This is a genomic window from Heliomicrobium modesticaldum Ice1 (assembly GCF_000019165.1).
Taxonomy (GTDB): domain Bacteria; phylum Bacillota; class Desulfitobacteriia; order Heliobacteriales; family Heliobacteriaceae; genus Heliomicrobium; species Heliomicrobium modesticaldum.
In genome coordinates this window covers 784,411-807,084 of sequence record NC_010337.2, presented here as the reverse complement: position 1 = coordinate 807,084, position 22,674 = coordinate 784,411, and the positions used below count along the sequence as shown (strand labels likewise).

Sequence of the window (22,674 nt, the reverse complement as noted above, 5' to 3'; positions counted from 1 at the left end):
AAAAGGGCCGGTGAGACCGATAAAAAGACTCTAGTTTTTTGCTGTTTGTATTAAAAAATCATGCTTTTGCAAGGGCTGGCTAGGGAATTTGCTTATTTTCTAGACGGCCTCTATTAGGTCGTGATTATTTAATGATGGCCTGCAGGACGAAACTTTCCAGTTTAGGAGGGAATAGCAATGTCGACGAAAGGAAGGAAGCTAACAGTTGCCACATTCGTATTGCTCTTCTTGCTGACAGCGTGCAATCAACCTGTCGACACAGGCAGTTCCAATACGCAAATCATGTTGGCCGCTTATACCGTGCCCAAAGAAGCCTATCAGAAAGAGATCATCCCGGCTTTCCAAAAACAGTGGAAAGAAAAAACAGGCCAGACGGTCACTTTTAAAGAGTCCTACGTGGGCTCCGGCGCGCAGGCCCGAGCCATCGTCAACGGCTTGGAAGCGGATGTGGCGGCCTTGTCGCTGGAAGGAGACATTGAGACAATCCACAAGGCCGGATTGATCACCCATGACTGGAAGCAGCGTCCCCATAACGGGATGATCACCCGCTCAGTCGTCGCCTTCGGCGTCAAGAAGGGTAATCCCCTGACGATTCGTGAATGGCAAGACCTGACCAAGCCGGGCATTGCCGTCCTATACCCCAGCCCGCGCACATCCGGCGGCGCCATGTGGGATATCAACGCCATCTACGGCGCCGGTCTCAAGATGGCGGAAATGGAGACGGGAAAGAAAGATCCTGACCGTGGGAGAGAACTGTTGTCGGCGATCCAGAAGAATGTGAAAGTCATGGACAACAGCGGGCGCGAGTCGATGACGACCTTCGAAAAAGGCCTCGGCGATGTGGTCGTCACCTATGAAAACGAGTTGCTTCTTCGGAACATGGAGCAGCCACTCTATGATGTTATCTATCCGAAAGCGACCATTTTGATCGAAAATCCGGTCGCCTTGGTGGATAAAAATGTGGACAAGCACGGAAACCGCGCTGTCGTAGAAGCCTTCGTCGCCTACCTGCAATCGACAGAAGCGCAACGCGCTTTTGCCAAGTACGGCTTTCGCCCGGTTGACCCGACCGTGATGGCCGAGACGAAGGATAAGTTCCCAGAGCCGGAATGGCTTTTTGACATCGATTACCTTGGTGGCTGGGCGACTGCATCTGAACAGATTTATGGCCCTCAAGGGGTGTGGACGGGGATCGTCGAAGGGAAAAAAGGCTCATGAGTTCCACAACAAAAACGAAGCGCGACCTGTGGCCGATTGCCCTACGGAGCGGATCAATCGGCTATCTGTTGCTCATGGTGGTCATTCCCCTGGGAGAAGTATTTACGCAAGCTTTTTCCGGCGGAGTTACCGGGTTTTTTGATACACTTCAATCACCAGCGGCGCTGTTTGCCTTGAAACTGACAGTAGCGCTGGGGCTGATCACAGCGATCATCAATGGTGTAGCCGGCTTCATCGTCGCTTACGGTTTTGTCCGCTACTCCTTCCCAGGCAAAAGAATGCTCAATGGGCTGGTTGATCTGCCAATGGCCATACCGACAGCCGTCATCGCGATGATGCTGTTGGGATTGTATGCCCCACAAGGTTTGTTTGGCAGTTGGCTGGCCAAGCGAGAGATCTCGCTCCTCTTTGCCTACCCGGGAATGATCCTGGCTATGCTCCTTGTCACCCTGCCTTTTTCCATCCGGTCAGTGCAAACCCTTTTGGAAGCCGGTTGCGGTCAGATGGAGGAAGCGGCGAAAACGCTGGGCGCCAACCGTTGGCAAATTTTCTGGCATATCTTGCTTCCGACCATTCGTCCGGGATTGCTCTCCGGCTTTACGCTCACCTTTTTGCGCGCGATCGCCGAGTTTGGCGCGATTGTGCTCGTATCCGGCAACATACCCTTGAAAACACAGGTAGCTTCCGTATATATCTTTGGGCTTGTCGAAAGTTCTGACATAACAGGCGCGTCCGTCATGTCGGTCTGTCTGTTAACGATAGCCCTGACGATGCTTTGGTTGCAGAATCGGTGGGGTCAAGAAGGGGGAAGGCGCCTTTGAGCCGATGGATAATCGTGGCTTTTATCTACGGATGGATCGGTATTTTGCTGATTGCGCCGGTAGGCGCCTTGTTGTCCGAAGCCTTTGCCGGAGGCGCTGCGCCATTTTTACGCGAGATTCTTCGACCAGAAGCGTTTCATGCCCTGCAGGTCAGTGCAGGGATAACCATGGCTGTGGTGCTGATCAATGGCATCTTCGGTGTCATGCTTGCCTTTGTGCTGACACGCCACCATTTTCCGGGGAGGAAACTGATCAACAACATGGTGGATCTGCCTTTTGCCGTTTCACCTGTTATCGCCGGGTTGATGCTCGTTTTGGTCTATGGCCCGAATCAGTTGCTGGGCACTTTTTTTGGCTTGTGGGGGGTAAAAGTGATCTTTGCCATCCCCGGCATGATCGCCGCCACCCTTTTTGTCACGTTGCCGTTAATGACGCGACAACTGGCGCCTTTGTTGGAGACGCTGGGAACCCAACAAGAAGAGGCTGCCTATACATTAGGGGCTAACCGGTGGCAAACGTTTTGGCGGATCACCCTTCCTTCCATTCGCTGGGGTTTGTTCTATGGGGCTGTCATGACGGCGGCGCGGGCCTTGGGCGAGTTTGGCGCGGTCCTTGTCGTTTCCGGCAATCTGATCCATGAAACCCAATCCGCTACGCTGTACATCTACCAAGCGGCGGCTGATTTCAATTTGCAAGGCGCTTATGCGGTGGCGGTCGTGCTTGCTGCGATGGCTATTGCTCTGTTGGTTGTGATGGAATGGCTGAAAGGGCGGATCGGGCTGACGATTAGATAGGCAAGTGGGGGGCAGGAAATGAAAATATCCAAAAAAACGGATTATGCCTTGCGGGCGTTATGCGACTTGGCTGAATGCTACGGCAAGGATCCGATTCCATTACGGGAATTGGCCGAGAAAAGGGGCATCCCTAAGCGTTTTCTGGAACACATTATGCTTTACATGAAGGAGAAAAAGTGGGTGGCCAGTGTGCCCGGTAAATATGGCGGTTATGTGCTGGCCTGCCCTCCGGAAGAGATCACCTTAGGGGAAGTTGTCCGGCACTTTGACGGCATCCTGGCACCCATCGGTTGCGTCTCTGTGACTCAGTATCAATGCTGTGCAGAAGAGAAGAGCTGTAAGTTTCGCCCTTTGATGGCGGATATTCGGGATTTCGTGGCCAAGCAGATGGACTCCACAACGCTCCGATCGATCATTGAGGGCGCGCCCATGTTGCCGGGGCCGCCGGAAAGTTATCAAAATGAGCGCAAGCAAAGGAAACCGTCGGAGAGAATGGGTCTTTAGGGCGGAGCATCGGCAAGGAGGGAGAACGGTGGCGGTAGCGGTAGAAGTGCGTCGGTTGCGAAAGTGCTTTGGATCAGGGCAAGCGCCGGTTGTGGATGATATCAGTTTCCAATTGCCTGCTGGCGGGGTGACGGCGTTGCTCGGACCGAGCGGCGGCGGGAAGACCACCCTGCTTCGAATGATCGCCGGACTGGAGGCGCCCACGTCAGGCGAGGTTATTATCGATGAGCGACCGGTCAATCACTTGCCGCCGCAGCAGCGGGAAATCGGTTTTGTCTTTCAGAGCTACGCCCTGTTTCAACACATGAATGTCTTTGAGAATATCGCGTTTGGTCTCAAGATGAAAGGATGGACAAAAAGAGCCATCGAAGAGCGTGTACACGAACTGGTTGCTGTAACAGGTATCACCGGATTGGAACGCCGCTATCCATCCCAGTTGTCTGGTGGCCAGCAGCAGCGTGTGGCCTTTGCGCGCGCTTTGGCGCCGAAGCCGCGCTTATTGCTTTTGGATGAGCCTTTTGCTGCCGTCGATGCGCAGATCCGCAAGGAACTGCGTCTATGGTTGCGGCAATTGCATGATGAAATCCCTGTGACCAGCATCTTTGTCACCCATGATCAGCAAGAAGCGCTCGAATTGGCGGACCGTGTGGCCGTGATACAGCGAGGAAAGCTGGAACAACTGGGAACGCCCCAAGAGATTTATGAGCATCCGGCCACGCCTTTTGTCGGCTGCTTTATCGGCGATGGCAACTGGTTTCGTCTGGTGGTGCGAGACGATTTTGCATCCGTTGGGAGATGGCGCTTTTCCGTTCCTTCATTCGCTGATGGTGAGCAGGTGGACATGCTGATCCGGCCGGAAGACGTGCTTGTTCACCCAGAGACGGATGTCCGTGAGCGGGGCGCTTTCAACCGGGGGCGGGTGGTTTCAAGTGTTTTCCTGGGACAAGACATGCGCCTGGATTTGTTGCTCGACGAGGGGCTGCGCGTTACGGCGCTGCTTCCGAAGGAGAGTGGACAGAGCTTATGCACAGGCGAGAGGGTTATTGTAGGGGTAAAGGGTGGCAAGTGGTTTCCTGTTATTGAGTGATAATCGGTAAAACGATGTAATGGAAGTCGGATATCTCTAGCAGACTATCCGTGATATTCAAAGGACTCGGTGATGGAATCGGAAAGGCAAGTGAGGGATTGAATCCTTTATGCTGAATCAAACTGTTGAAAAGAAATTGACTCTCCTGATCACCGGCGCCAACGGTCAAGTCGCCTATGACCTGTTGCGCCGTTTGCCGTCTCATTATCACTGGGTTGCCCTCGGAAGCAATGAATTGGACATTCGCGACAGCCAGCAGGTCCATCAGCGTATACGTCAGATCTGGCCGGACTGGGTTGTGAATCTGGCTGCCTATACAAAAGTCGACTTGGCAGAGAAGGAAGCAGAAACAGCCTATGCTGTCAATATGCGTGGAGTGGAACATCTAGCCCGCGCATTGGCGGCACAGAGAGCTGCGACCGGGAAGGGGTGGTTGCTGCATGTGTCGACAGACTTCGTCTTCGACGGATGCCACAGTTCGCCGTATCATCCGGAACATCCCATTTCTCCAAAGAGCGTCTACGGAGATTCAAAAGCCAAAGGAGAAGCATTGGTAAGAGAATGGCTTCCGGAAGCCCATATCATCCTTCGGACCGCCTGGGTCTATGGCGTGCATGGGCATAACTTTGTGAAGACCATTTTGCGTCTGATGTCTGAGCGGGAAGAGGTAAGGGTCGTGGCAGACCAGGTGGGGACACCGACATGGTCAGGAGCCTTGGCTGATGTGATTTTGTCGATCATCCGGCAGGTTGTCGATCGGCAGAAATGCCAGTCCCTAGCCGGAACCTATCATTTTACCGATGCCGGCGCTGTTTCCTGGTATGACTTTGCAGTTGCCATCGCGGAAGAAGCGGCTGCGATGGGTTATCCGGTTCGGGCCAAGGTATTGCCGATCCGGACAGTCGATTATCCTACGCCGGCTCAGCGCCCCGCTTATTCGGTGTTGGACAAGACGGACACCTGGAGGATTTTTTCGATTCAGCCCGTGCACTGGCGGGAGCATCTGCGAAAGATGTTGGGAGAGTTCTGCAAAAGGTATGCATAGAGTAAGTCCCACCTTGTTGCCGGGTAGGGTTTAGAATCAGAATATGCTTGCTTTCTTATTCAGCAGCTAACGGGTAGCAGTGTCGACCCATGGAAGCAGATAGCAGATAGCAGAGGCAGGATCGTCGGGATCCGCTTGGCGATCATCGATTTGCCGCAACCAGGTGCGCTGATCGTCAGCATGTTGTGGCCCTCTGAGGCGGCGATGACAATGGCTTCAATCAGCTGCGCTTGGCCGAGAATATTGCGAAAACGACGGGATTTTTTGGCGTTGCCACCCCTATCCTGGCTAACGGTTGGTACAGATAACCCCCGTTAAGGACCTTCTCCCTAGATGTTATCACCCATGCCGGGCGCACAAAAAACAAGGCTCAGGAAATTGTCCTGGGCCTTGTTGCTGATCAGTCATGGTCGTCTTGCAGTTTTTACGGTAGAATGTTATCAAGGGGGGCGTTTGGAATGGAAGAGGAACTGCTTAGGCAAATATTGACGGAGATTCAATCGTTAAAAGCGGGTCAGAAAAATTTAGAAGCTGGTCAGGAGAAGATGACCGGTGAGATGGAAAATCTGAAGGCCGGTCAGGAGAAGATGGTCGGCGAGATAGCGAATCTGAAGGCCGGTCAGGAGAAGATGGTCGGCGAGATAGCGAATCTGAAGGCCGGTCAGGAGAAGATGACCGGCGAGATAGCGGTTCTGAAGGCCGGTCAGGAGAAGATGGTCGGCGAGATAGCGGTTCTGAAGGCCGGTCAGGAGAAGATGGTCGGCGAGATAGCGGTTCTGAAGGCCGGTCAGGAGAAGATGACCGGCGAGATGGAGAATCTGAAGGCCGGTCAGGAGAAGATGGTCGGCGAGATAGCGGTTCTGAAGGCCGGTCAGGAGAAGATGACCGGCGAGATAGCGGTTCTGAAGGCCGGTCAGGAGAAGATGGTCGGCGAGATAGCGGTTCTGAAGGCCGGTCAGAAAGAATTGTACGACCTTAGCAAATCGCTGGAACATCGCCAAGAAGAAACAACAGCTCAGTTAAACGCTTTGGCGGAAGATGTCCACTATATTAGAGGCATCGTTACAAAACTTGATGAAGGCCGACAGAGGCACCAGATCGTTCTGGATGCGCTTTGCCGTCGGTCGATTGAACAGGAAGAGACTTTACGTCGCGTAAAATAAGGCAAGGCGTCGTTTTCCGGAACGGGGTCGAAGGCTAGTCGACCGGGGGGGCCATCCCTTCGGTCTTTCTCTTTCCTCACACGCCTATCGGTAATTCCCATGATCTAGAATGGGACAACATCATATGCTAGAATGAGAACGTTAGAGGCGCATGACAGGTCATGGCGACCGAGTGGGAATAACGGAGGAAAAAGGCTTGAAAGACGCTTTGCCTGGTAAGTATCTGGTGATCATCCCGGCCTACAACGAGGCGGAAAATATTGGCGGTGTCCTTGATGAGTTGAACAGGGTACTTCCTCAGGTGGATGTGGTGGTGATCGATGACGGTTCCCGCGATCGGACAGCAGAGATTGCCATGGAACGGGGGGCGACGGTGCTCCGTCACCCCTTCAACCTGCGCTATGGGGCGGCGTTGCAAACAGGTTTTAAGTATGCCGTGCGATATGGCTATGACTATGTGATTCAGTTCGATGGCGACGGTCAGCACGATCCGGCCAACATCATAGATATGGCGCGGGCCATGAAGGAGACCGGCGCCGATATTGTCATCGGTTCCCGCTTTGTCGATAAGAAGAAGCACACCAACTGGATGCGCGGCTTGGGTATCGCTGGGTTTTCCTTCTTGATCAAGCTGCTGACGGGCCAGAATGTGGCCGATCCCACGTCGGGGTTGCAACTGTTGAACCGGCGTGTCTTCTATTTTTATTCGCGTCCCAATCAGTTCCCTGTCGATTTTCCCGATGCTAATGTGCTGGTGCTGATGATCTTGGCCGGTTTTCGGGTGACCGAGCGGCCTGCTTCGATTCGGGAACGTCTTCACGGCGAGAGCATGCACAGGGGCTTTAAGGTGGTCAAGTATTTGGCGACGATGATCTACAGCATCTTTATCGCCATCATGAAAGGGCGGGCCTATCGGAAGGTCTTGGCTCTCGCGCCGGAAGGGAGTCGTTCTCGGTGAGCTGGAAGCTGATCTGGTTTGTCCGCATTGTCGCCGCCGCCTTTGCCCTCTATGTGATCCATAAGGTAAAAAACAACCGCCTGAGCGAGAAAGAGTCCATGTACTGGCTGGCAGGAACGCTGGCGATTTTATTTTTAGCAATTCGGCCGGGGCTGGTCGACGGGATGGCAGATTATCTGGGGGTGGCTTATCAGCCGGCGCTGCTCTTTTTTCTGGGTATCCTTTTCATTCTCGTCATCTTGTACCGGCAAGCCAGCCATATCTCGCAATTAAAGGAGTCGAATAAGGAATTGGCCCAGGTGGTGGCGATCCTTGACGAAGAGGTGCGCCGGCTACAAGGCGTCTACAAGACGGCGGCGCCTTTCTGCGGGCAAGCGGCGCCTCTTTGCGGGGAAGGGGCGCCTTCGTGCGGAGAAGCGGCGCCTTCGTGCGGGGAAGCGGCGCCCTTATGCGGAGAAGCAGCGCCTTCGTGCGGGGAAGGGGCGCCTTCGTGCGGGGAAGGGGCGCCTTCGCGCGGCGGGCTGAAGTGACGACCGGGTAAAAGGTGTGGCAGATCTGCTTAAGAACATCAAGGCCACCTTTGATGGGCTGAAGTGACAAACGGGTAAAAGGCGTTGGCTGTTGTGGAAGATGATGATAGCAGTGCTGTTTCCTGTGTATTCTGGCGGCAGTCACCTGGGCGGTATGCTTGTTTTACTTTTGTGGCCTCGCTATAATGAATAGTGACTTCTGGCGATGGGGGAGAGTCCATGTCCAGGCCAATCCGGGTTTTACACATCATAGGCGGCGGGGAAATCGGCGGCGCCGAGATCCACATCCTGGACTTAGCCAGATTCTTTTCACCGCAAGAAGTAGAGCTGCACCTCTGTTGCCTTTTTCCGGCGCCGCTTTTGCAGCGCGCTTTGAAGCAAGGGGTGCAGGCGACGGCGGTGCCAATGCGAAGCAAGGCCGATCTGGCCGGCTTTTGGAAGGTTTTCCGGCTGATCCGTCAGCTTCAGCCGGCCATCGTTCATACGCATGGCGTACGGGCAAACTTAGTCGGACGATTGGCGGCGAAGCTTGCCGGTGTGCGTTGCATTGTGACGACGGTGCATAGTGTTTTGGAGAATGACTATCCTGACAGGGTGGCCCGCTGGATCAATTATTGGTCTGAGAAGATAACAGCGCCTTTGACGGAAAGAACCATCGTTGTGGCCGATTTTCTGAAGAAGAGGCTTTGTGCGCAAGGGATGGCAGCGGCGAAAGTATCTGTCATCCACAATGGTGTCGATGATGAAAAATTTGTCAATGCAGAAAGGAACAGGGACGTACGGGTCGAGTTCGGGATTGCTGCAGATGCGCCTTTGATCGGGATGGTCGGTCGGTTTCATCCCGTGAAGGGGCACAAGTATCTTGTTGAAGCCGCCAAGGAGATCCTGAAAATCAACAGCCATATCCGGTTCCTGTTGGTAGGGGACGGTTTTTATCGCAACGTGATTGAAACCGTCATCCGGGAAGAGGGACTGGAATCCTTTTTTTTATTCACCGGCTTTCGCGAAGACATTGCCGATATCTATCGCGCCCTTGATGTGTTGGCGCTGCCCTCCCTCTCGGAGGGACTCAGCCTGACTTTGATGGAGGGCATGCTCTGTGAGTGCCCGGCGGTGGTGACGGCTGTCGGAGGCAATCCGGAGATCGTGGCCAACGAAAAAAATGGTCTGGTCATTCCCCCCGGAGATGCCCTCGCGTTGGCCGCCGCCTTGCTCCGGCTGATTGAGAACCGGGAGGAAGCGCGACGGTTTGGCGAAGCGGCCCGCAAGACGATCGAAGAGCGATTTACGGCCAAACGGATGGCCGAGAAGACGCAGAATCTCTATCGGGAATTGGTGGACGGTCCTGAGTAGGTCTTTTGGCCCCTATGGAATGAAAGACGGGACTTGGCCACATCAAACCATGAGGCCACAGCAGCTCATGAGTAGGACTTTTGGCCCCTATAGAATGAAAGACCGCAGGCAATCTCACGCCGGTAGCTGGTGGCTGTGACTTTGTTAATATCCTATAGATTAAAAGACCGGAGGGGTGAACCTTTCGGTCTTTTTGGTGATAAAAATCATTTTCCGTCAAGGGCGGCTGCTTGATGAGAAGGAACGGCTGTAGTACAATGAACCCAAAAGCGCAGGGATAAAATGGAGCAACCAGTGGCCATACTGACAACATCTGTATGCAAGAGGTTCAAAACAAAGGCAAGTTTGAAAGATTCAAAACCCCGACTTGCTTGAGCATATCGGCAGGGTTGGCAAAAGGATTTACAGGCGTGACTTAGGATCATCCTGCAAGTGAAGCGGTTTGAGTTTGTCCAGTTTGTTGGCAAAAGGATTTACAGGCGTGACTTAGGCTCATGTTCTTGACGCCTTTGTCTGGTATCACTGCCTCATATCACTGCCTCATATCACTGCCTCATATCACTGCTTCATATCACTGCCTCACCGGCAGCGCTACCAGATAGACGCCGAAGATGATGACGGCGACGCCGACCCAGCGCGTCCAGGGGATGGTTTCTTGAAAAACCAGCCAACCCAGGAAGACGCCGAAGACGAAGGCGAGGCTCTGGAGCGGATAGGCCAGGCTGAAGTCTATCCGGGAGAGGATGAGAAACCAGACGCCGGTGGCGATGACATACAGGACAAGCCCGGCCACGATCCAGGGGGAGAAGGCTGCCGCCGGAAGGTGGGCGAGGCTGAAGCCGCCGATCTTTTGCAGCCCGATTTTCCATAAGGTCTGACCGGCTAAGAGCAGGGTGATGTTGATTGCGATCAGCAGCAGCGAGTCCCAGGCGAGGAATGGTTTTGGCACAGGACGTCCCTCCCAAGTTGAAAAATCACCGAATCTTTCCTTATCAGTTCATGAAGGATAGAGGGAAGCCACCCCGCCACAGGGGTGGCTTTTTTAGGTGTCCAATGATTTTGTCGTGAGGGCTTGCGTGTTGGAGCGCAACTCCCACAACAGGGCGGCGCACAACCAAAATGACGTCACCATCAGCGGTACTTCAAAGACGTTTTCTACGGCGTTGTGCAGCACGACGCCGAAGAGCCCGCAGGCGACGCCGATGGCCAGGGCGCGGCGGGGCGGCGGGGAATGGATGGCTGTTCCGAAGGCGGTGCGCAGGACGGAGACCATGAGGGCGATGAAGGCGAAGAGGCCGAGCAGCCCGGTCTCGGCGGCCGTTTTCATGTAGTAGTTGTCTGTATAGAGCGTCCGGTGGGGAAGATACTCCTTATTGTTCTCGGCGGCGGCGCCGCCGTAGCGCCCTAGGCCGATGCCGGTGAGGGGGCGCTGCGCCACCTTCTCCAAGGCCAGGTCCCAACGCTCCAGACGGCCGTCTTGGGCGGATTTTTTGAAATACTCGGGACTCAGCAGGTAACTGACGCGGTCGGCCGCAGCAGGCGAGGCGATGGGGAGGAGGATGGCGCCGATGATCAGCAGGGCGATCAGCCGGCGGTCTTGTAAGATGCCGAAGAGGATGATGGCCGCTGCGATGGCCAGCCAGGCGCCGCGGGAGAAGCTAAAGAGCATGGAGGCGCCCATCAAGGCGGCGCAGGCGAGATAGAAGAGGCGCTGAATCGTCTTGCCGCGATAGGCCAGACCGAGCGCGATCGGTGTCGTCAAGACGAGGAGGCTGCCCAGGATGTTGGGACTGCCGACGATGGAGAAGGCGCGGGTGGTGATGCTGCCCAACTCCGCCTGGTCGACCCAGTTCTCCGGCATGGGCGCTTTGACGATGAACTGGTAGACGCCGAAGGCGGCAATGGCTGTACCGACCAAGGTAAACAGGATCAGCAGGAGGGCGGCTTGCCTTGGGGTTTTGACCAGTTGGACGGCTATATAGAACCAGAGCATGTGCTGGACGATGACGCGCAGGCCGTCGAGGGGCACCGAGAGCCGCGGGTAGGTGGAATCGATGAGGAAGAGAAAAAGCAGCAGTGAGATGAAAGCGGTGAGGGCGAAGAAGGTGGGGTGGATGCGCCAGCGGAAGTCCCGTTTCGTCACCCACTGGCCGATCAGGGCGGCAGCGAGCGACGCCAGCAGGAGGTCATCCCAGACGCTGGTCAGCAAATTCGGCTTCATCCGCATCCACCAATCGACGACCGAATAGCCGATCAGCCCCAACAGCCCTAACTCCGGCCGCAGGAAGAGCAAGGCCGGCGCCAGCAGGACAGCCGGCAGCGCCAGGACCAGCAGGTTTTGCCATTTTATCGAGAGAAGGGCCAGAACAGCGCCGAGGGCGAAGAGCAACAGGTACATCGCGGCAGCGCCGGCGCCTTTTAACGGCGGCGCCACCGGGTAGTGGTCATCTCTCGGAACCAGTTCTTCCGGCAAAATAGAGCGGAACAGGCGCCCCGGGAGGGAGTCGGCCCAGATCTCGGCGATGGTGACAGGGGAACGGGACAGGAAAAAGAGCAGCACGATCGACAGGGTCAACAGCAGGCCCGTCTTCAGGGAGAGGGCGCCGAGGGACGCGAAGACGAGAAAGAGCCCTGCCAAAAAAGCCAGGCCGGCTCGGCTCAGTCCTGCCAGTTGCCAGCCTTCGGGGCAGGCGAGGTGGCGCAGGATAGCGGCGGCGATGCTGCCTTCGGCGAAGGCCCGGGTGCCGTCGATTAAGGCTTGACGGGATTGCTCGATTTTTCGGCCGGGCTCTCTGAGCGATGTTATGATGTCTGACGAAGCGAGGCGCGAAGCCAGCCGTGCCGTGGGATCGCCGCCTAAAAAGCGGGCTGCAAGGCTTTTCGCCGCTGTGTCGACGAAGCCTTCCAACAGGCCGTGAAAGCGGCTCGCCTGCCAGAAGGCTTCCCCTTTTCGCGCTGTTGCGAACAGAAACAAGGCCCCTCGACGGGCCAGACTGTTGACAATTATCCGTTGAACCGTTTGAATGGTATTCAGGAGATTCACCTCACCTGTTATCATTGGAGCAAAGGATGACCGTCGTGGACATTGTCTGTATCGGCGCCGCCGAGTGGCGCGGGATCTGGGCGCGGGCCCAGCAGTTGATGGTCCGCTTGGCCCAACGGGGGCACCGGATCCTCTATGTCGATCCTCCCATCACCTATCTGGCGCCGTTGAAGAATCGGGACTTGTTGCAGAGGCGCTGGCAAAGCGCCGGACGTCTGGAGGAGGTTGAACCGGGCCGGATCTGGCGGTTGGAACCGCCGATTTTTCTGCCCTTTCATGGGATGCGGCGGTCTCTCAACAGCATGAACCAGCGACGGCTCGGCCGATCGCTGCGCCGCCGATTGGGACAGCTCGGCTGGGAACAGCCGCTCTTGTGGACCTATCTCCCCGGTTCCTGCGATCTCTTGTCGGCCGGCATCGATTGGCGCTATGTCGTCTATGATTGTGTCGACGATCATGCCGCCTTCACCGGGCTGATCGATCCGGCGGTCATGGCCGACATGGAGAGCGATCTGGCCCGCCGCGCCGACGCCGTATTTGCCTCGGCGCGGGCTTTACAAGAGAAGATGCGGCGCTTTCGTCCGGATGTGTTGCTGGTGCCCAATGCCGCCGATGTGGAGCACTTCGCTCAGGCAGCCGGGACGGCTGGTGACGCGGCAGGTCTTGAAACTACCGAAGGCCGCAAAGATTCTGAAGATATTGGCGGCGTCAAAGACCTTAAGAATGGCGCCGGAGACCTTAAGAATGCCGATTATCACCGAGAGCAAAAACCAGCCGATCTCCCGTCCGGCTACCGCCATATCATCGGATTCATCGGCGGCATCGGCGACTGGATCGATACGGCGCTGCTCGCTGCGGCGGCACGCGCCCACAAGGACTGGGCGCTGGCGCTCATCGGACCGGTAGAGACGGATGTGACGGCGTTGCAGGCGCTGCCGAACGTCTTTTTCCTGGGACGCAAGCCTTATGCCGTCTTGCCCGATTATGTGCGCTGCTTTGACGTCTGCCTGTCGCCCTTTCGGTTGAATGAATTGACGATGAGCGTCAATCCCGTCAAGGTCTATGAGTATCTGGCCGCCGGGAAGCCGGTCATCTCGACGGCGCTGCCGGAGGTGTTGCCCTTTTCTCCGATCGTCACGGTCTGTGAAGGGGCGGAGGCTTTCGTCGCTTCCATCGAGACCGCCTTCGCAGAAGACAGTCCGGAAAAACAGGCAGAGCGGATGGCCTTGGCCCGGCAGCACTCTTGGGATGCTCGGCTGACGGCTATGCTGGACAAGATCGGGGAAGGATGGGGATGTGTCTGAGCCTTTGAATCCTGTGATAGAAACGCTCGAAATGGAGCATCCCTTAAACAACTGTCGGGCGTCGGTTGGGCGTCGGCCGGGCGTGGGCTGAGCGTCGGTTGGGCGTCGGTCGGGCGTCGGTCGGGCGTCGGCTGAGCGTCGGTTGGGCGTCGGCTGGGCATGGGCTGAGTGTCGGCTGAGCGTCGGTCGGGCGTCGGTCGGGCGTCGGTTGAGCGTCGGTCGGGCGTCGGCTGGGTGTCGGCTGGGCGTTGGCTGAGTGTCGGAATTATCGGGCGAACGGATCGGCAAGGAATTCGGCACTTATCTCGCACTTACTCCGGCGCTTATCTCGCACTTACTTCAGCACTTATTTCAGCACGCTGACCTTGGTGACGGTGCCGATCAGTTGCGTCTTCTGGGTCTTGTAGTAGTATTCTTTCCCTGCCTTGATCTCTTGATTGCCGACGCGCAGATCTGCTGTGGCCGAGCGGGAGACGCCGCGGATGACGAGGTGGACGTCTTTTAAATAGGGATCATCGGTGAGGATCAGTTGCCCCTGGTCATTGGGCTGTGATTGGCGGCAGGGGACCACCTGGAGGGATTCGACTCGTACATCTTGGGGATCGAGAATCGACCCGCCGCCTACGAGCGCTTCTTTCGGGTCCAAGTTGGCGGCCACCTCGGGCAGCACCCGCTTCAGGACAACCTCGAACTGGACGGGTGTTTCTGTCGTCTGGACGATGGTGTTGGTCTTTGTCGCCAGACCGGCGACAAGGGCGATGACGGCCAGCAGGATCAGCAGATCCAGCGGATTGATCAATCCAAAGAGCCGACCTTTTTCGTTGACCAGTTTCATCAGGGTTGGTGCCTCCTCCGTCGTTGTGGGTGTCTTTTGCCTCTGAACGCTTTTATGGTATGGTCGCAAAAACATACACTCTTTCGACACGATAAGCATCGATCCTCTTTCGGGAAGGGATAAATGCGCTTTTCGATCGGCCGTGCTCCCAGGCGTCCTCTGCACGGGACAACCGATCATCGGAACGGGCATCGGAACGGGGCATCGGAACGGGGCATCGGAACGGGGCATCGGAACGGGGCATCGGAACGGGGCGTCGGAACGGGGCATCGGAACGGGGCATCGGAACGGGCATCGGAACGGGGCATCGGAACGGGCATCGGAACGGGGCGTCGGAACGGGGCATCGGAACGGGGCATCAGAACGGGGCGTCGGAACGGGGCATCGGAACGGGGCATCGGAACGGGCATCGGAACGGGCATCAGAACTGAGTATCAGAACTGAACATCAGAACCGGGTATCGAAAGAAGAAAGGAAGATTTGTGACAATGAGGGAAAAAGTGAATCTGTCAGTCCGGGACATTCAGGGGATTCTACCCCATAGGCCGCCTTTTTTACTGGTCGACCGGATCATCGAGCTTGAGGTGGGCAAGTCGGCCGTCGGCTTGAAAAACGTGACGATGAACGAGCCCTTTTTTCAAGGTCATTTTCCCGGCCACCCGGTCATGCCCGGCGTGCTGATCGTCGAGGCGCTGGCCCAGACGGGTGCCGTGGCCCTGTTGAAGATGCCTGAATATGTCGGGAAGATCGCCTTGTTCGCCAAGATCGACGGTGTCCGTTTCCGCCGTCCCGTCGTCCCCGGCGACACGCTGCGATTAGAGGCGGAGATGACGGCGCTGCGCAAGTCGATCGGCAAAGCGATGGGACGGGCCTACGTGGAGGACCAGCTCGTCTGCGAAGCGGAAATGACCTTCGCCATTGAGCAGTAGATGGCCTTTCTTTACGTTACTGTAAAAGAAGGAAGCCCCATAGGACGTCCCATTGTATTCCCCCTCCCCTTGAAGTAAAATAGCAATGGATGTCTCTGGCAGGCGGCCAAGTCTGCCGGAACACGAAAAGCCTGGTAAGGAGGCGACCTGGGTGTCGATGGCCCTGGCGGCTTGCGCTGCCTTTCTGTTTGCCCTCCTGTTGACGCCTGTCGTGCGTCGGCTGGCCTTCCTCATCGGCGCCGTAGATGCCCCCGGCGGCCGCAAGGTGCACCATCGGGTCATGCCCCGTCTCGGCGGATTGGCGATCTTCGCCGGTTATTTGCTGACCGTGGTGGCGATGGGGTTCGTTGACAGCGACTATCACCGTTCCGAGATCATCGGCATGCTCGTCGGCGGCGCCATCATCGTCATCGTCGGCATCCTTGACGACACGCGCGATCTGCCGCCCAAGGTCAAGCTGCTCGGGCAGGTGTTGGCCGCATTGGCTGTACTGCCTTTCGGGCTCTCTGTCGACTTCCTGACCAACCCCTTTTTCCCCCCTTTTTTCGGCCCCGACGTGGTGGAACTCGGTTGGCTGCGCGGCCCGATCACGGTGATCTGGATCATCGGCGTGACGAATGCGGTGAACCTGATCGACGGCCTCGACGGATTGGCGGCCGGTATCGCCGCGATCGCCTCAGTGACCATGGCGGTCGTCGCTTGGACACAGGGGCAGATCCTGGTGGCCTCGCTGGCCCTCATCCTGGCCGCATCGTCGGCGGGATTTCTCAAGCATAACTTCCATCCGGCCCGCATCTTTATGGGCGATACGGGGGCCATGTTTCTCGGCTTCACCCTGGCTTGCCTGTCGATCCTGGGCTTGGCCAAGGTGGCCACGGTCATTTCCGTATTTATTCCCATTCTGATCGTAGGCATTCCGATCCTGGACACGGGATTTGCCATTTTTCGTCGTATGCAAAAGGGACAACCGATCTTTCAGGCCGACAAGGATCATCTCCATCACCGTTTGCTGGCTTTAGGCTTCAGCCATCCCCAGACGGTGATGATCATCTACGCCATCAACACGGTGCTCGGCGTGACGGCTGTCGTTTTGACGACGGTGTCGACGGCACAGAGCGTCTTCATCCTGATCCTGCTTTCCAGCCTGATCCTGATGGCGGCCGATCGCGTCGGCATCCTGGGCCGCTCGCCGAGTGCGCCGGAGATCGCCGCCAGCCGTGTCGGGCTCGATGGGGACGATGAATCGAACTGATCCGTTGGCGGGGCCCTGGCGGAAGCCGCCGGCTCTTCTTAATGCCAATCGACGAGAAAATCTGATTGGCGAGATGGTCAAGGAAGTCATTCAATACGCGAAGGATCGCCAATGCGGCGTGGCCTTTGAGGACTTGAAGTTCTAACACGACCAAGATACCTGGCGTAAATTCTCGCGCATCCGGCACAACTTCATCTATCGCCAAATGCTCACGATGCTGGAAAGGGCCTGTATCCGAAACGGGATTGAGTATACGAAAGTGAAGCCCGCCTTTACGTCGAAGATCGGCTTGTACAAGTATACCCACCAGTATGGTCTGGACGTTCACCACGGCGCGGCCCTGGTCATTGCCCGAAGGGCCTATGGGATGAAAGAAAAAGTCCCGAGGCTCTTGCGGGAAAAACTCCTTCCGACGAAAAGTCCGTCTACCGAATGGAAACGATGGGCCATGATCCATCAGCGGAGCGAAAAAGAAGCGAAAATCATCACGAAAGGAAGTGTAACACCTGAGTTTTGGCGGTCACACCGGAAAGAGATCCTCGGACTAACCTCGAACTTGTAGCGTAATGTACATAATCGTCTTCGTACAGGCGGTGAAAGGCGAAGACGACGGTGAACCTTACGGAAGGGGTAACACCCCTCGCTGTGGTGGACTTCCCTATCTTTGCTAGGGGAGGCGGTGATAACAGCCTATGGCGTACAAGTGATGGCTTGTATCCGAGGAAATCGAATCCTGTGAGATTTCCCACGCTGAGGTAGTCGCCAGCGTGCCAAAACCGTAATAAAGTCACTTTGTTACGGTTTTGGAAACCAGGACACTTATGGTGGATGAAAAAGTGGTGGATGAAAAAGTGGTGGATGAAAAAGTGGTGGATGAAAAAGTGGTAGATGAAAAAGTGGTAGATGAAAAAGGGCTTTCGAAGAGGGGCCATTCGGGTGGAACGTCGCCGGTCAGCGATGTCGCGCCGGCGATAGACCCGCTTTCGGAGGCGGGATATTCGGGTGTCACTCAGGAGGAACGGATGGCTCTGTTGAGTCGACCGGCAAGGGCACCCCGCTTTCGTCTTTGGCTTCGACTCGCCGGTGGAGGGCTGGCCTTCCTGCTGTCAGGATTCGTCCTTGGCCAGGTTGTTTTGGCCGGCGCCGCTTCGCCCGGGACGGCCGAAGATCCCCTTGTGTCGAAAAGCTACCTGGAGAAGCTGCTCTGGGGAAACAGGGCTGAACTACATAACCAGATCGTTGCCCTGAATCGACGGGTCGAGGCGCTGCAGCGGGCGCTGGAGCAATCGGGACAAAAGGTGGAACTTCCGCCGATGCCTCAAGGATTCCAAAACACCCCCTGGAATGTCGACGATGTGACCGGCGCTTCCGCCTCTATCCCCGTTGCCGGCGGCAATCAAAGCGGTTCAAAAGGCGCGCCGGCGATTGCCGAGACAACGGCCGCGCTTGCGGCGGTATCCACTGCGGGGTTACGGGAAGGCACAATCGCTTCCACCACAGGTGTCAATGTTCGCTTTGGGCCGGGGACGGATTACACTGTCGTCACCATCCTCCCGAGCGGCGCTCGGGTCACCATCCTGGCGTCGATCGACGGGGTTTCGCAAGCGGAAAAATGGTACAAAGTAAAGATACCTGACGGTCGTGAAGGTTTTGTCCGTCAGGACCTGGTTTCAGTCAAGTAGCGGCACTGGTATCGGTCAAGCGGCGGTTTCGGTACCGGTTAAGCGGCGGTTTCGGTACCGGTCAAGCAGCGGTTTCGGTATCGGTTGAGTAGCTGCTTCGGTATCGGTCAAGCGGCGGCACTGGTACCGGTCAAGCGGCGGCACTGGTATCGGTCGAGCGGCGGCTTCGGTATCGGTCAAGCAGTTGCTCCTGCTTCAGTCAAGCAGCGGCTGATGAAAAAAGCATGGCAGTATTTTTCACCGAAAGGGCGGTATCGCCGTTGAAGTTGCTAGTCACCGGTGGCGCCGGGTTCATCGGATCCCATGTGGTCGAACGGTGTATCGCCCGGGGTGACGAGGTTCTGGTGGTCGATGACCTCTCGACGGGAAAGCGAGAAAACATTCCGGAGAAAGCGGCCTTTTTCCATCTCGATGTGGCCGATGATGAGATCAAAGGGGTCATCGCCAGGGAGGCCCCTGAGGCGATCATCCATCTGGCCGCTCAGGTAGATGTGCAGGTTTCCCTGCGGGATCCCCTGCATGACGCGAGAACAAATATCCTAGGAACGCTCAACCTGCTGGAAGCCTGCCGACAGAGCGGCGTCAAGCGGATGATCGTCGCTTCGTCAGCGGCTGTTTACGGCGATCCGCTGCGGCTCCCTGTTGACGAAGAGCACCGGCTGGCGCCGGCCAATCCCTACGGGATCAGCAAGCATACGCCTGAACATTATCTGCAACTCTACCGGGAATTATACGGGATCACTGGCGTGGCGCTGCGCTTTGCCAATGTCTACGGCCCCCGCCAGGATGCCGCAGGAGAAGGCGGGGTGGTGGCGATCTTCACGGAGCGGCTCCTGCGGGGCATCGCTCCTGTGATCTACGGTGACGGGGAGCAAACGCGCGATTTCGTGTATGTAGACGATGTGGTCGACGCCATGCTGCTGGTGTTGGAAGCGGAAACAGAACAGCTGAGACATTCCGTGTACAACGTCAGCACAGGGCGCGGGACCAGCGTCAAGGCGCTGTTTGCGCTGATCCGCGAACGGGTCGGCGTTGACTTGGCTGCTCAAATGGCGCCTGCCCGTCCCGGTGACATTCTGCATAGCTATCTGGACAACAGGCGACTCAAGGATGCGGTAGGTTGGACGCCGAAAACGGCGCTGCCGCAAGGGCTGGACCAGACGGTCGCCCGCTGGTCCCGATCATGGCAATAGCTTTCGGCGCAACCGCCGGTGACATCATGGACTGTGGCAAAATAGGCCTGTTCCAGAAGTCGCCGGTTTTATTTTCGGTTTTGGATTTTGGGCGCAGCCCGATTCATAAGTCCCGCCCCGTCGACATGGTTAGACAAAAAGGTGGCAGAAACAGCAGTAGTTTTCGACTGATTATTTGGGACAGGCTTTTCCGGTCATGCTATGCTTACTTCGCCAGCCGGTAGCGCAATCGGCGAATCACGAAACATCGATCGGAGGGGCTTTGGAATGGAATTGACCTTCCTGACCAAACAAGGTGAGCTGTCTATTCCGCGAGCTGTTCGGGAAGCCTTTCCCCAAGGGGGCTTGGTCCGTTTCCATATCGACCAGGAGGGGCGCCTGGTGATTCAACCGATCACACATCTGTATTGTATCGAACCGGAGGAGGGCCTTTCGACGGAAAAAGCCGGATAAGAGCGGTGCTGTCTGCTGACGAAGCCGGATGAACACTGTGAACACTGGATAAGAACACTGGATAAGAACACTGGCTGAATACTGGACGAATACTGGCTGAACACTGGCTGAACACTGGACGAACACTGGCTGAACACTGGCTGGACACTGGCTGAATACTGGACGAATACTGGCTGAATACTGGCTGAACACTGGCTGAATACTGGCTGAATACTGGACGAACACTGGCTGAATACTGGACGAATACTGGCTGAACACTGGACGAACACTGGACGAACACTGGCTGGACACTGGCTGAATACTGGCTGAATACTGGCTGAATACTGGCTGAATACTGGCTGAATACTGGACGAATACTGGCTGAACACTGGCTGAATACTGGACGAACACTGGCTGAACACTGGATGAACACTGGATAAAAGCCAGATGAAAGCTAAATGAAAGCCGGATGAAAGTTGGATGAAAGTTGGATGAAAACCGGGTCAAAGCCGGATGTAAACTGGACGGGAAAGCCGGATGAACACTGGATGAAAGGATGTCGTTGAATGGCGATAAAGTTCGGTACCGATGGCTGGCGAGCCATCATGGCAGAAGAGTTCACTTTTGGCAATGTGGAGATCGTCGTCCAGGCGATCGCCGATTATGTTCAAGGCACGGGTATGGCCGACCGCGGCGTCGTCATCGGCTATGACAATCGCTTCCTCTCCGATAAGTTTGCCTTGCGGGCCGCCGAGGTGCTCACCGGCAACAGGATCCCTGTCCTGCTTCCGCCGGTCTCCCTGCCGACGCCGGTCACCGCCTTTGCCATCACCCATCACCAGGCTGCCGGCGCGATCATGCTGACGGCCAGCCACAATCCGCCTGAGTACAACGGCATCAAGTTCATCCCCGACTATGCCGGACCGGCGCTGCCCGATATCACCGACCGCATCGAGGGCCGGGTGCGCGAGCTGGTGGCAGCGGCGAGACCGGAAGTGATCAAGAAAATCCGCCTGGACAATGCGAGAGGACAAGGGCTCGTCCGGGAGATTGCGCCGATGACGCCCTACCTGGATCAACTGGCGGCGATCGTCGATCTGCCGGCGATCACGGCGGCCGGTTTGCGGATCGTCGTCGATCCCATGTGGGGAGCGGGGATCGGCTATCTGGAAGCGGTCTTGGAGCGGTGCGGCCTATCCTATGCGGTGATCCATAACACACGGGATCCCCTGTTCGGCGGCAGCCTGCCGGAGCCTTCGGCGGCGGTGCTGACGGAACTGCGGCGCAGTGTCGTCGAGTCAGGCGCCCACCTGGGTTTGGCCTTAGACGGCGACGCCGACCGCTTCGGCGTTATCGACGCCGACGGGACCTTCATCTCGGCCAATCAGGTGCTCGTGCTCCTCTACCATCACCTCCTGACACACCGCAAACTGGCCGGTTCCGTGGCCCGGACGGTGGCCACCACACATATGCTCGATCGCATCGCCGCCCGCCATGGTTTTACCGTCGAGGAGACGCCGGTCGGGTTCAAGTACATCGGCCAGTCGTTGCGGGAACGGGAAACCCTGCTCGGCGGCGAGGAGTCGGGAGGCTTGTCGCTGCGCGGACATATGCCCGAAAAAGACGGTGTCCTGGCCTGCGCCTTGATGGCGGAGGTTCGCGCCGTCGCCGGCCGCCCGCTGGTGGAGGTGCTGGCGGAGATCGACCGTGAATATGGCAGGCTCGTCTCGCAGCGGCTCGATCTGCATACCCACCCGGAGGCTAAAGCCGGGATACTGGCGCGTTTGCATGAGTATGCCCCGGCCGCTTTGGCGGGCGTGAATGTGGTCAAACGGGTGACCATCGATGGGGTGAAGCTTCAGTTGGCTGACGGTGCCTATGCGCTGGTGCGGGCCTCCGGAACAGAACCGCTGTTCCGCCTGTATGTAGAGGCGAACAGTGAAACCCAGCTGAGGGAAATTCAAGAACAGGTGAAGAAAGACCTCTCGCTGTAATCCATGAAAGGGATCGATTGGGTAGAAAAAGGATATCACCGCGTCGGACGACAGCGCCAATTCGGAGTCAAAATCGCTATCATCGACAACGCCTGCGCCAAGATGTCGACGACAGCCCCCTCATGCCGGTGACGAGGACAAGAGGCTTTTTGGAGGAAGGAGTCTGTGTATGCAGGCTCCTTCCTGTTTTTAGTCGAAGGTGTAGGCAGGAGAAGCAGGCCCCTTCCTGTCTTTGGTCGAAGGGCGGGCAGGCGAAGCAGGCTTCTTCCTGTCTTTGGTCGAAGGGCGGGCAGGCGAAGCAGGCTCCTTATTGTCTTTGGTCGAAGGGCGGGCAGGCGAAGCAGGCTTCTTCCTGTCTTTGGTCGAAGGGCGGGCAGGTGAAGCCGGCTCCTTCCTGGCTTTGGTCGAAGGTGCAGGCAGGAGAAAAGGTGGAAACTGTCGAACCCAACCAGGCGGATCATTCTGATGACGCCTAGAGGCGGTCGGCCCTCGACGGCGTCCCACGACCGTTTTCGCTGGGTTTGAGAGCAGGATGGG

The 22,674-nt window shown here is 56.9% G+C and carries 23 protein-coding genes; 19 read left to right on the top strand and 4 right to left on the bottom strand.

Features of this window, described 5'->3' with window-relative positions:
* Positions 1-177 precede the first annotated feature (177 nt).
* From HM1_RS03665 to rfbD, 6 genes are all read left to right on the top strand, one after another.
* A complete protein-coding gene (locus HM1_RS03665) occupies positions 178-1,218 on the top strand; it encodes a sulfate ABC transporter substrate-binding protein (RefSeq protein WP_012281936.1) in 1,041 nt (346 codons plus the stop codon).
* Positions 1,215-2,039, top strand: a complete 825-nt coding sequence (locus tag HM1_RS03660; protein WP_049754030.1) for an ABC transporter permease — start codon at positions 1,215-1,217, stop codon at positions 2,037-2,039. Before HM1_RS03665 ends, HM1_RS03660 begins: the two co-directional genes overlap by 4 nt.
* Positions 2,036-2,833: a sulfate ABC transporter permease gene (locus tag HM1_RS03655; protein WP_187147802.1), complete on the top strand. Its 798-nt coding sequence runs from the start codon at positions 2,036-2,038 to the stop codon at positions 2,831-2,833. The genes HM1_RS03660 and HM1_RS03655 overlap by 4 nt, the downstream gene beginning before the upstream one ends.
* A gap of 18 nt (positions 2,834-2,851) precedes the next feature.
* Complete coding sequence (locus HM1_RS03650) at positions 2,852-3,337, top strand: RrF2 family transcriptional regulator (RefSeq protein ID WP_012281933.1); 486 nt, start codon at positions 2,852-2,854, stop codon at positions 3,335-3,337.
* Positions 3,338-3,365: 28 nt separating this feature from the next.
* Positions 3,366-4,424 carry an ABC transporter ATP-binding protein gene (locus HM1_RS03645; protein ID WP_012281932.1) on the top strand — a complete coding sequence of 353 codons (1,059 nt, stop codon included), beginning with the start codon at positions 3,366-3,368 and terminating at the stop codon, positions 4,422-4,424.
* Between the two features lie 109 nt (positions 4,425-4,533).
* Complete coding sequence (gene rfbD, locus HM1_RS03640; protein WP_012281931.1) at positions 4,534-5,469, top strand: dTDP-4-dehydrorhamnose reductase; 936 nt, start codon at positions 4,534-4,536, stop codon at positions 5,467-5,469.
* A 59-nt stretch (positions 5,470-5,528) separates the two neighbouring features.
* Here the strand turns inward: rfbD and HM1_RS15060 are convergent, their stop codons facing one another.
* Positions 5,529-5,711, bottom strand: a complete 183-nt coding sequence (locus HM1_RS15060; protein WP_083765091.1) for an ATP-binding protein — start codon at positions 5,709-5,711, stop codon at positions 5,529-5,531.
* Positions 5,712-5,927: 216 nt separating this feature from the next.
* On the opposite strand from HM1_RS15060, the gene HM1_RS03635 reads away from it, so the two are divergent.
* From HM1_RS03635 to HM1_RS03620, 4 genes are all read left to right on the top strand, one after another.
* The gene (locus tag HM1_RS03635; protein ID WP_012281930.1) at positions 5,928-6,632 is read left to right on the top strand and encodes a coiled-coil domain-containing protein; all 705 of its coding nucleotides are present in this window, start codon (positions 5,928-5,930) and stop codon (positions 6,630-6,632) included.
* A gap of 196 nt (positions 6,633-6,828) precedes the next feature.
* A complete protein-coding gene (locus HM1_RS03630; RefSeq protein WP_049754029.1) occupies positions 6,829-7,590 on the top strand; it encodes a glycosyltransferase family 2 protein in 762 nt (253 codons plus the stop codon).
* A complete protein-coding gene (locus HM1_RS03625) occupies positions 7,587-8,120 on the top strand; it encodes a DUF2304 domain-containing protein (protein ID WP_012281928.1) in 534 nt (177 codons plus the stop codon). Before HM1_RS03630 ends, HM1_RS03625 begins: the two co-directional genes overlap by 4 nt.
* A gap of 219 nt (positions 8,121-8,339) precedes the next feature.
* On the top strand, positions 8,340-9,473 hold the full coding sequence (locus HM1_RS03620; RefSeq protein WP_012281927.1) for a glycosyltransferase: 1,134 nt from the start codon (positions 8,340-8,342) through the stop codon (positions 9,471-9,473).
* 571 nt (positions 9,474-10,044) lie between these two features.
* Here the strand turns inward: HM1_RS03620 and HM1_RS03615 are convergent.
* Positions 10,045-10,422: an EamA family transporter gene (locus tag HM1_RS03615; protein ID WP_012281926.1), complete on the bottom strand. Its 378-nt coding sequence runs from the start codon at positions 10,420-10,422 to the stop codon at positions 10,045-10,047.
* A 93-nt stretch (positions 10,423-10,515) separates the two neighbouring features.
* Positions 10,516-12,447: an O-antigen ligase family protein gene (locus HM1_RS03610; RefSeq protein WP_041313254.1), complete on the bottom strand. Its 1,932-nt coding sequence runs from the start codon at positions 12,445-12,447 to the stop codon at positions 10,516-10,518.
* 95 nt (positions 12,448-12,542) lie between these two features.
* On the opposite strand from HM1_RS03610, the gene HM1_RS14415 reads away from it, so the two are divergent.
* Positions 12,543-13,820 (top strand): glycosyltransferase, encoded by a 1,278-nt coding sequence (locus HM1_RS14415; RefSeq protein ID WP_012281924.1) that lies wholly within the window; start codon positions 12,543-12,545, stop codon positions 13,818-13,820.
* Positions 13,821-14,166: 346 nt separating this feature from the next.
* On the opposite strand, the gene HM1_RS15705 is transcribed toward HM1_RS14415, so the two are convergent.
* Entirely contained in the window at positions 14,167-14,655 is a 489-nt protein-coding gene (locus tag HM1_RS15705) for a DUF4330 domain-containing protein (protein ID WP_012281923.1), read from the bottom strand.
* A gap of 123 nt (positions 14,656-14,778) precedes the next feature.
* Here HM1_RS15705 and HM1_RS15700 point away from each other — a divergent pair, with 123 nt between their 5' ends.
* The 8 genes from HM1_RS15700 to HM1_RS03555 all read left to right on the top strand — a co-directional run bounded on the left by HM1_RS15700 (position 14,779) and on the right by HM1_RS03555 (position 22,137).
* Positions 14,779-15,099, top strand: a complete 321-nt coding sequence (locus tag HM1_RS15700) for a hypothetical protein (RefSeq protein WP_049754027.1) — start codon at positions 14,779-14,781, stop codon at positions 15,097-15,099.
* 44 nt (positions 15,100-15,143) lie between these two features.
* Positions 15,144-15,584, top strand: a complete 441-nt coding sequence (gene fabZ, locus HM1_RS03585; protein WP_041313251.1) for a 3-hydroxyacyl-ACP dehydratase FabZ — start codon at positions 15,144-15,146, stop codon at positions 15,582-15,584.
* Positions 15,585-15,741: 157 nt separating this feature from the next.
* Positions 15,742-16,836 carry an MraY family glycosyltransferase gene (locus HM1_RS03580; protein ID WP_041314529.1) on the top strand — a complete coding sequence of 365 codons (1,095 nt, stop codon included), beginning with the start codon at positions 15,742-15,744 and terminating at the stop codon, positions 16,834-16,836.
* 259 nt (positions 16,837-17,095) lie between these two features.
* Positions 17,096-17,398, top strand: coding sequence for a hypothetical protein (locus HM1_RS14410; protein WP_049754025.1), 303 nt, complete (start codon positions 17,096-17,098; stop codon positions 17,396-17,398).
* A gap of 259 nt (positions 17,399-17,657) precedes the next feature.
* Positions 17,658-18,518: an SH3 domain-containing protein gene (locus tag HM1_RS03570; protein ID WP_012281918.1), complete on the top strand. Its 861-nt coding sequence runs from the start codon at positions 17,658-17,660 to the stop codon at positions 18,516-18,518.
* A 260-nt stretch (positions 18,519-18,778) separates the two neighbouring features.
* A complete protein-coding gene (locus HM1_RS03565; RefSeq protein WP_012281917.1) occupies positions 18,779-19,711 on the top strand; it encodes an SDR family oxidoreductase in 933 nt (310 codons plus the stop codon).
* A 267-nt stretch (positions 19,712-19,978) separates the two neighbouring features.
* A complete protein-coding gene (locus tag HM1_RS03560) occupies positions 19,979-20,164 on the top strand; it encodes a hypothetical protein (protein ID WP_012281916.1) in 186 nt (61 codons plus the stop codon).
* Positions 20,165-20,709: 545 nt separating this feature from the next.
* A complete protein-coding gene (locus HM1_RS03555; protein ID WP_012281914.1) occupies positions 20,710-22,137 on the top strand; it encodes a phosphoglucomutase/phosphomannomutase family protein in 1,428 nt (475 codons plus the stop codon).
* Positions 22,138-22,674: the final 537 nt, after the last annotated feature.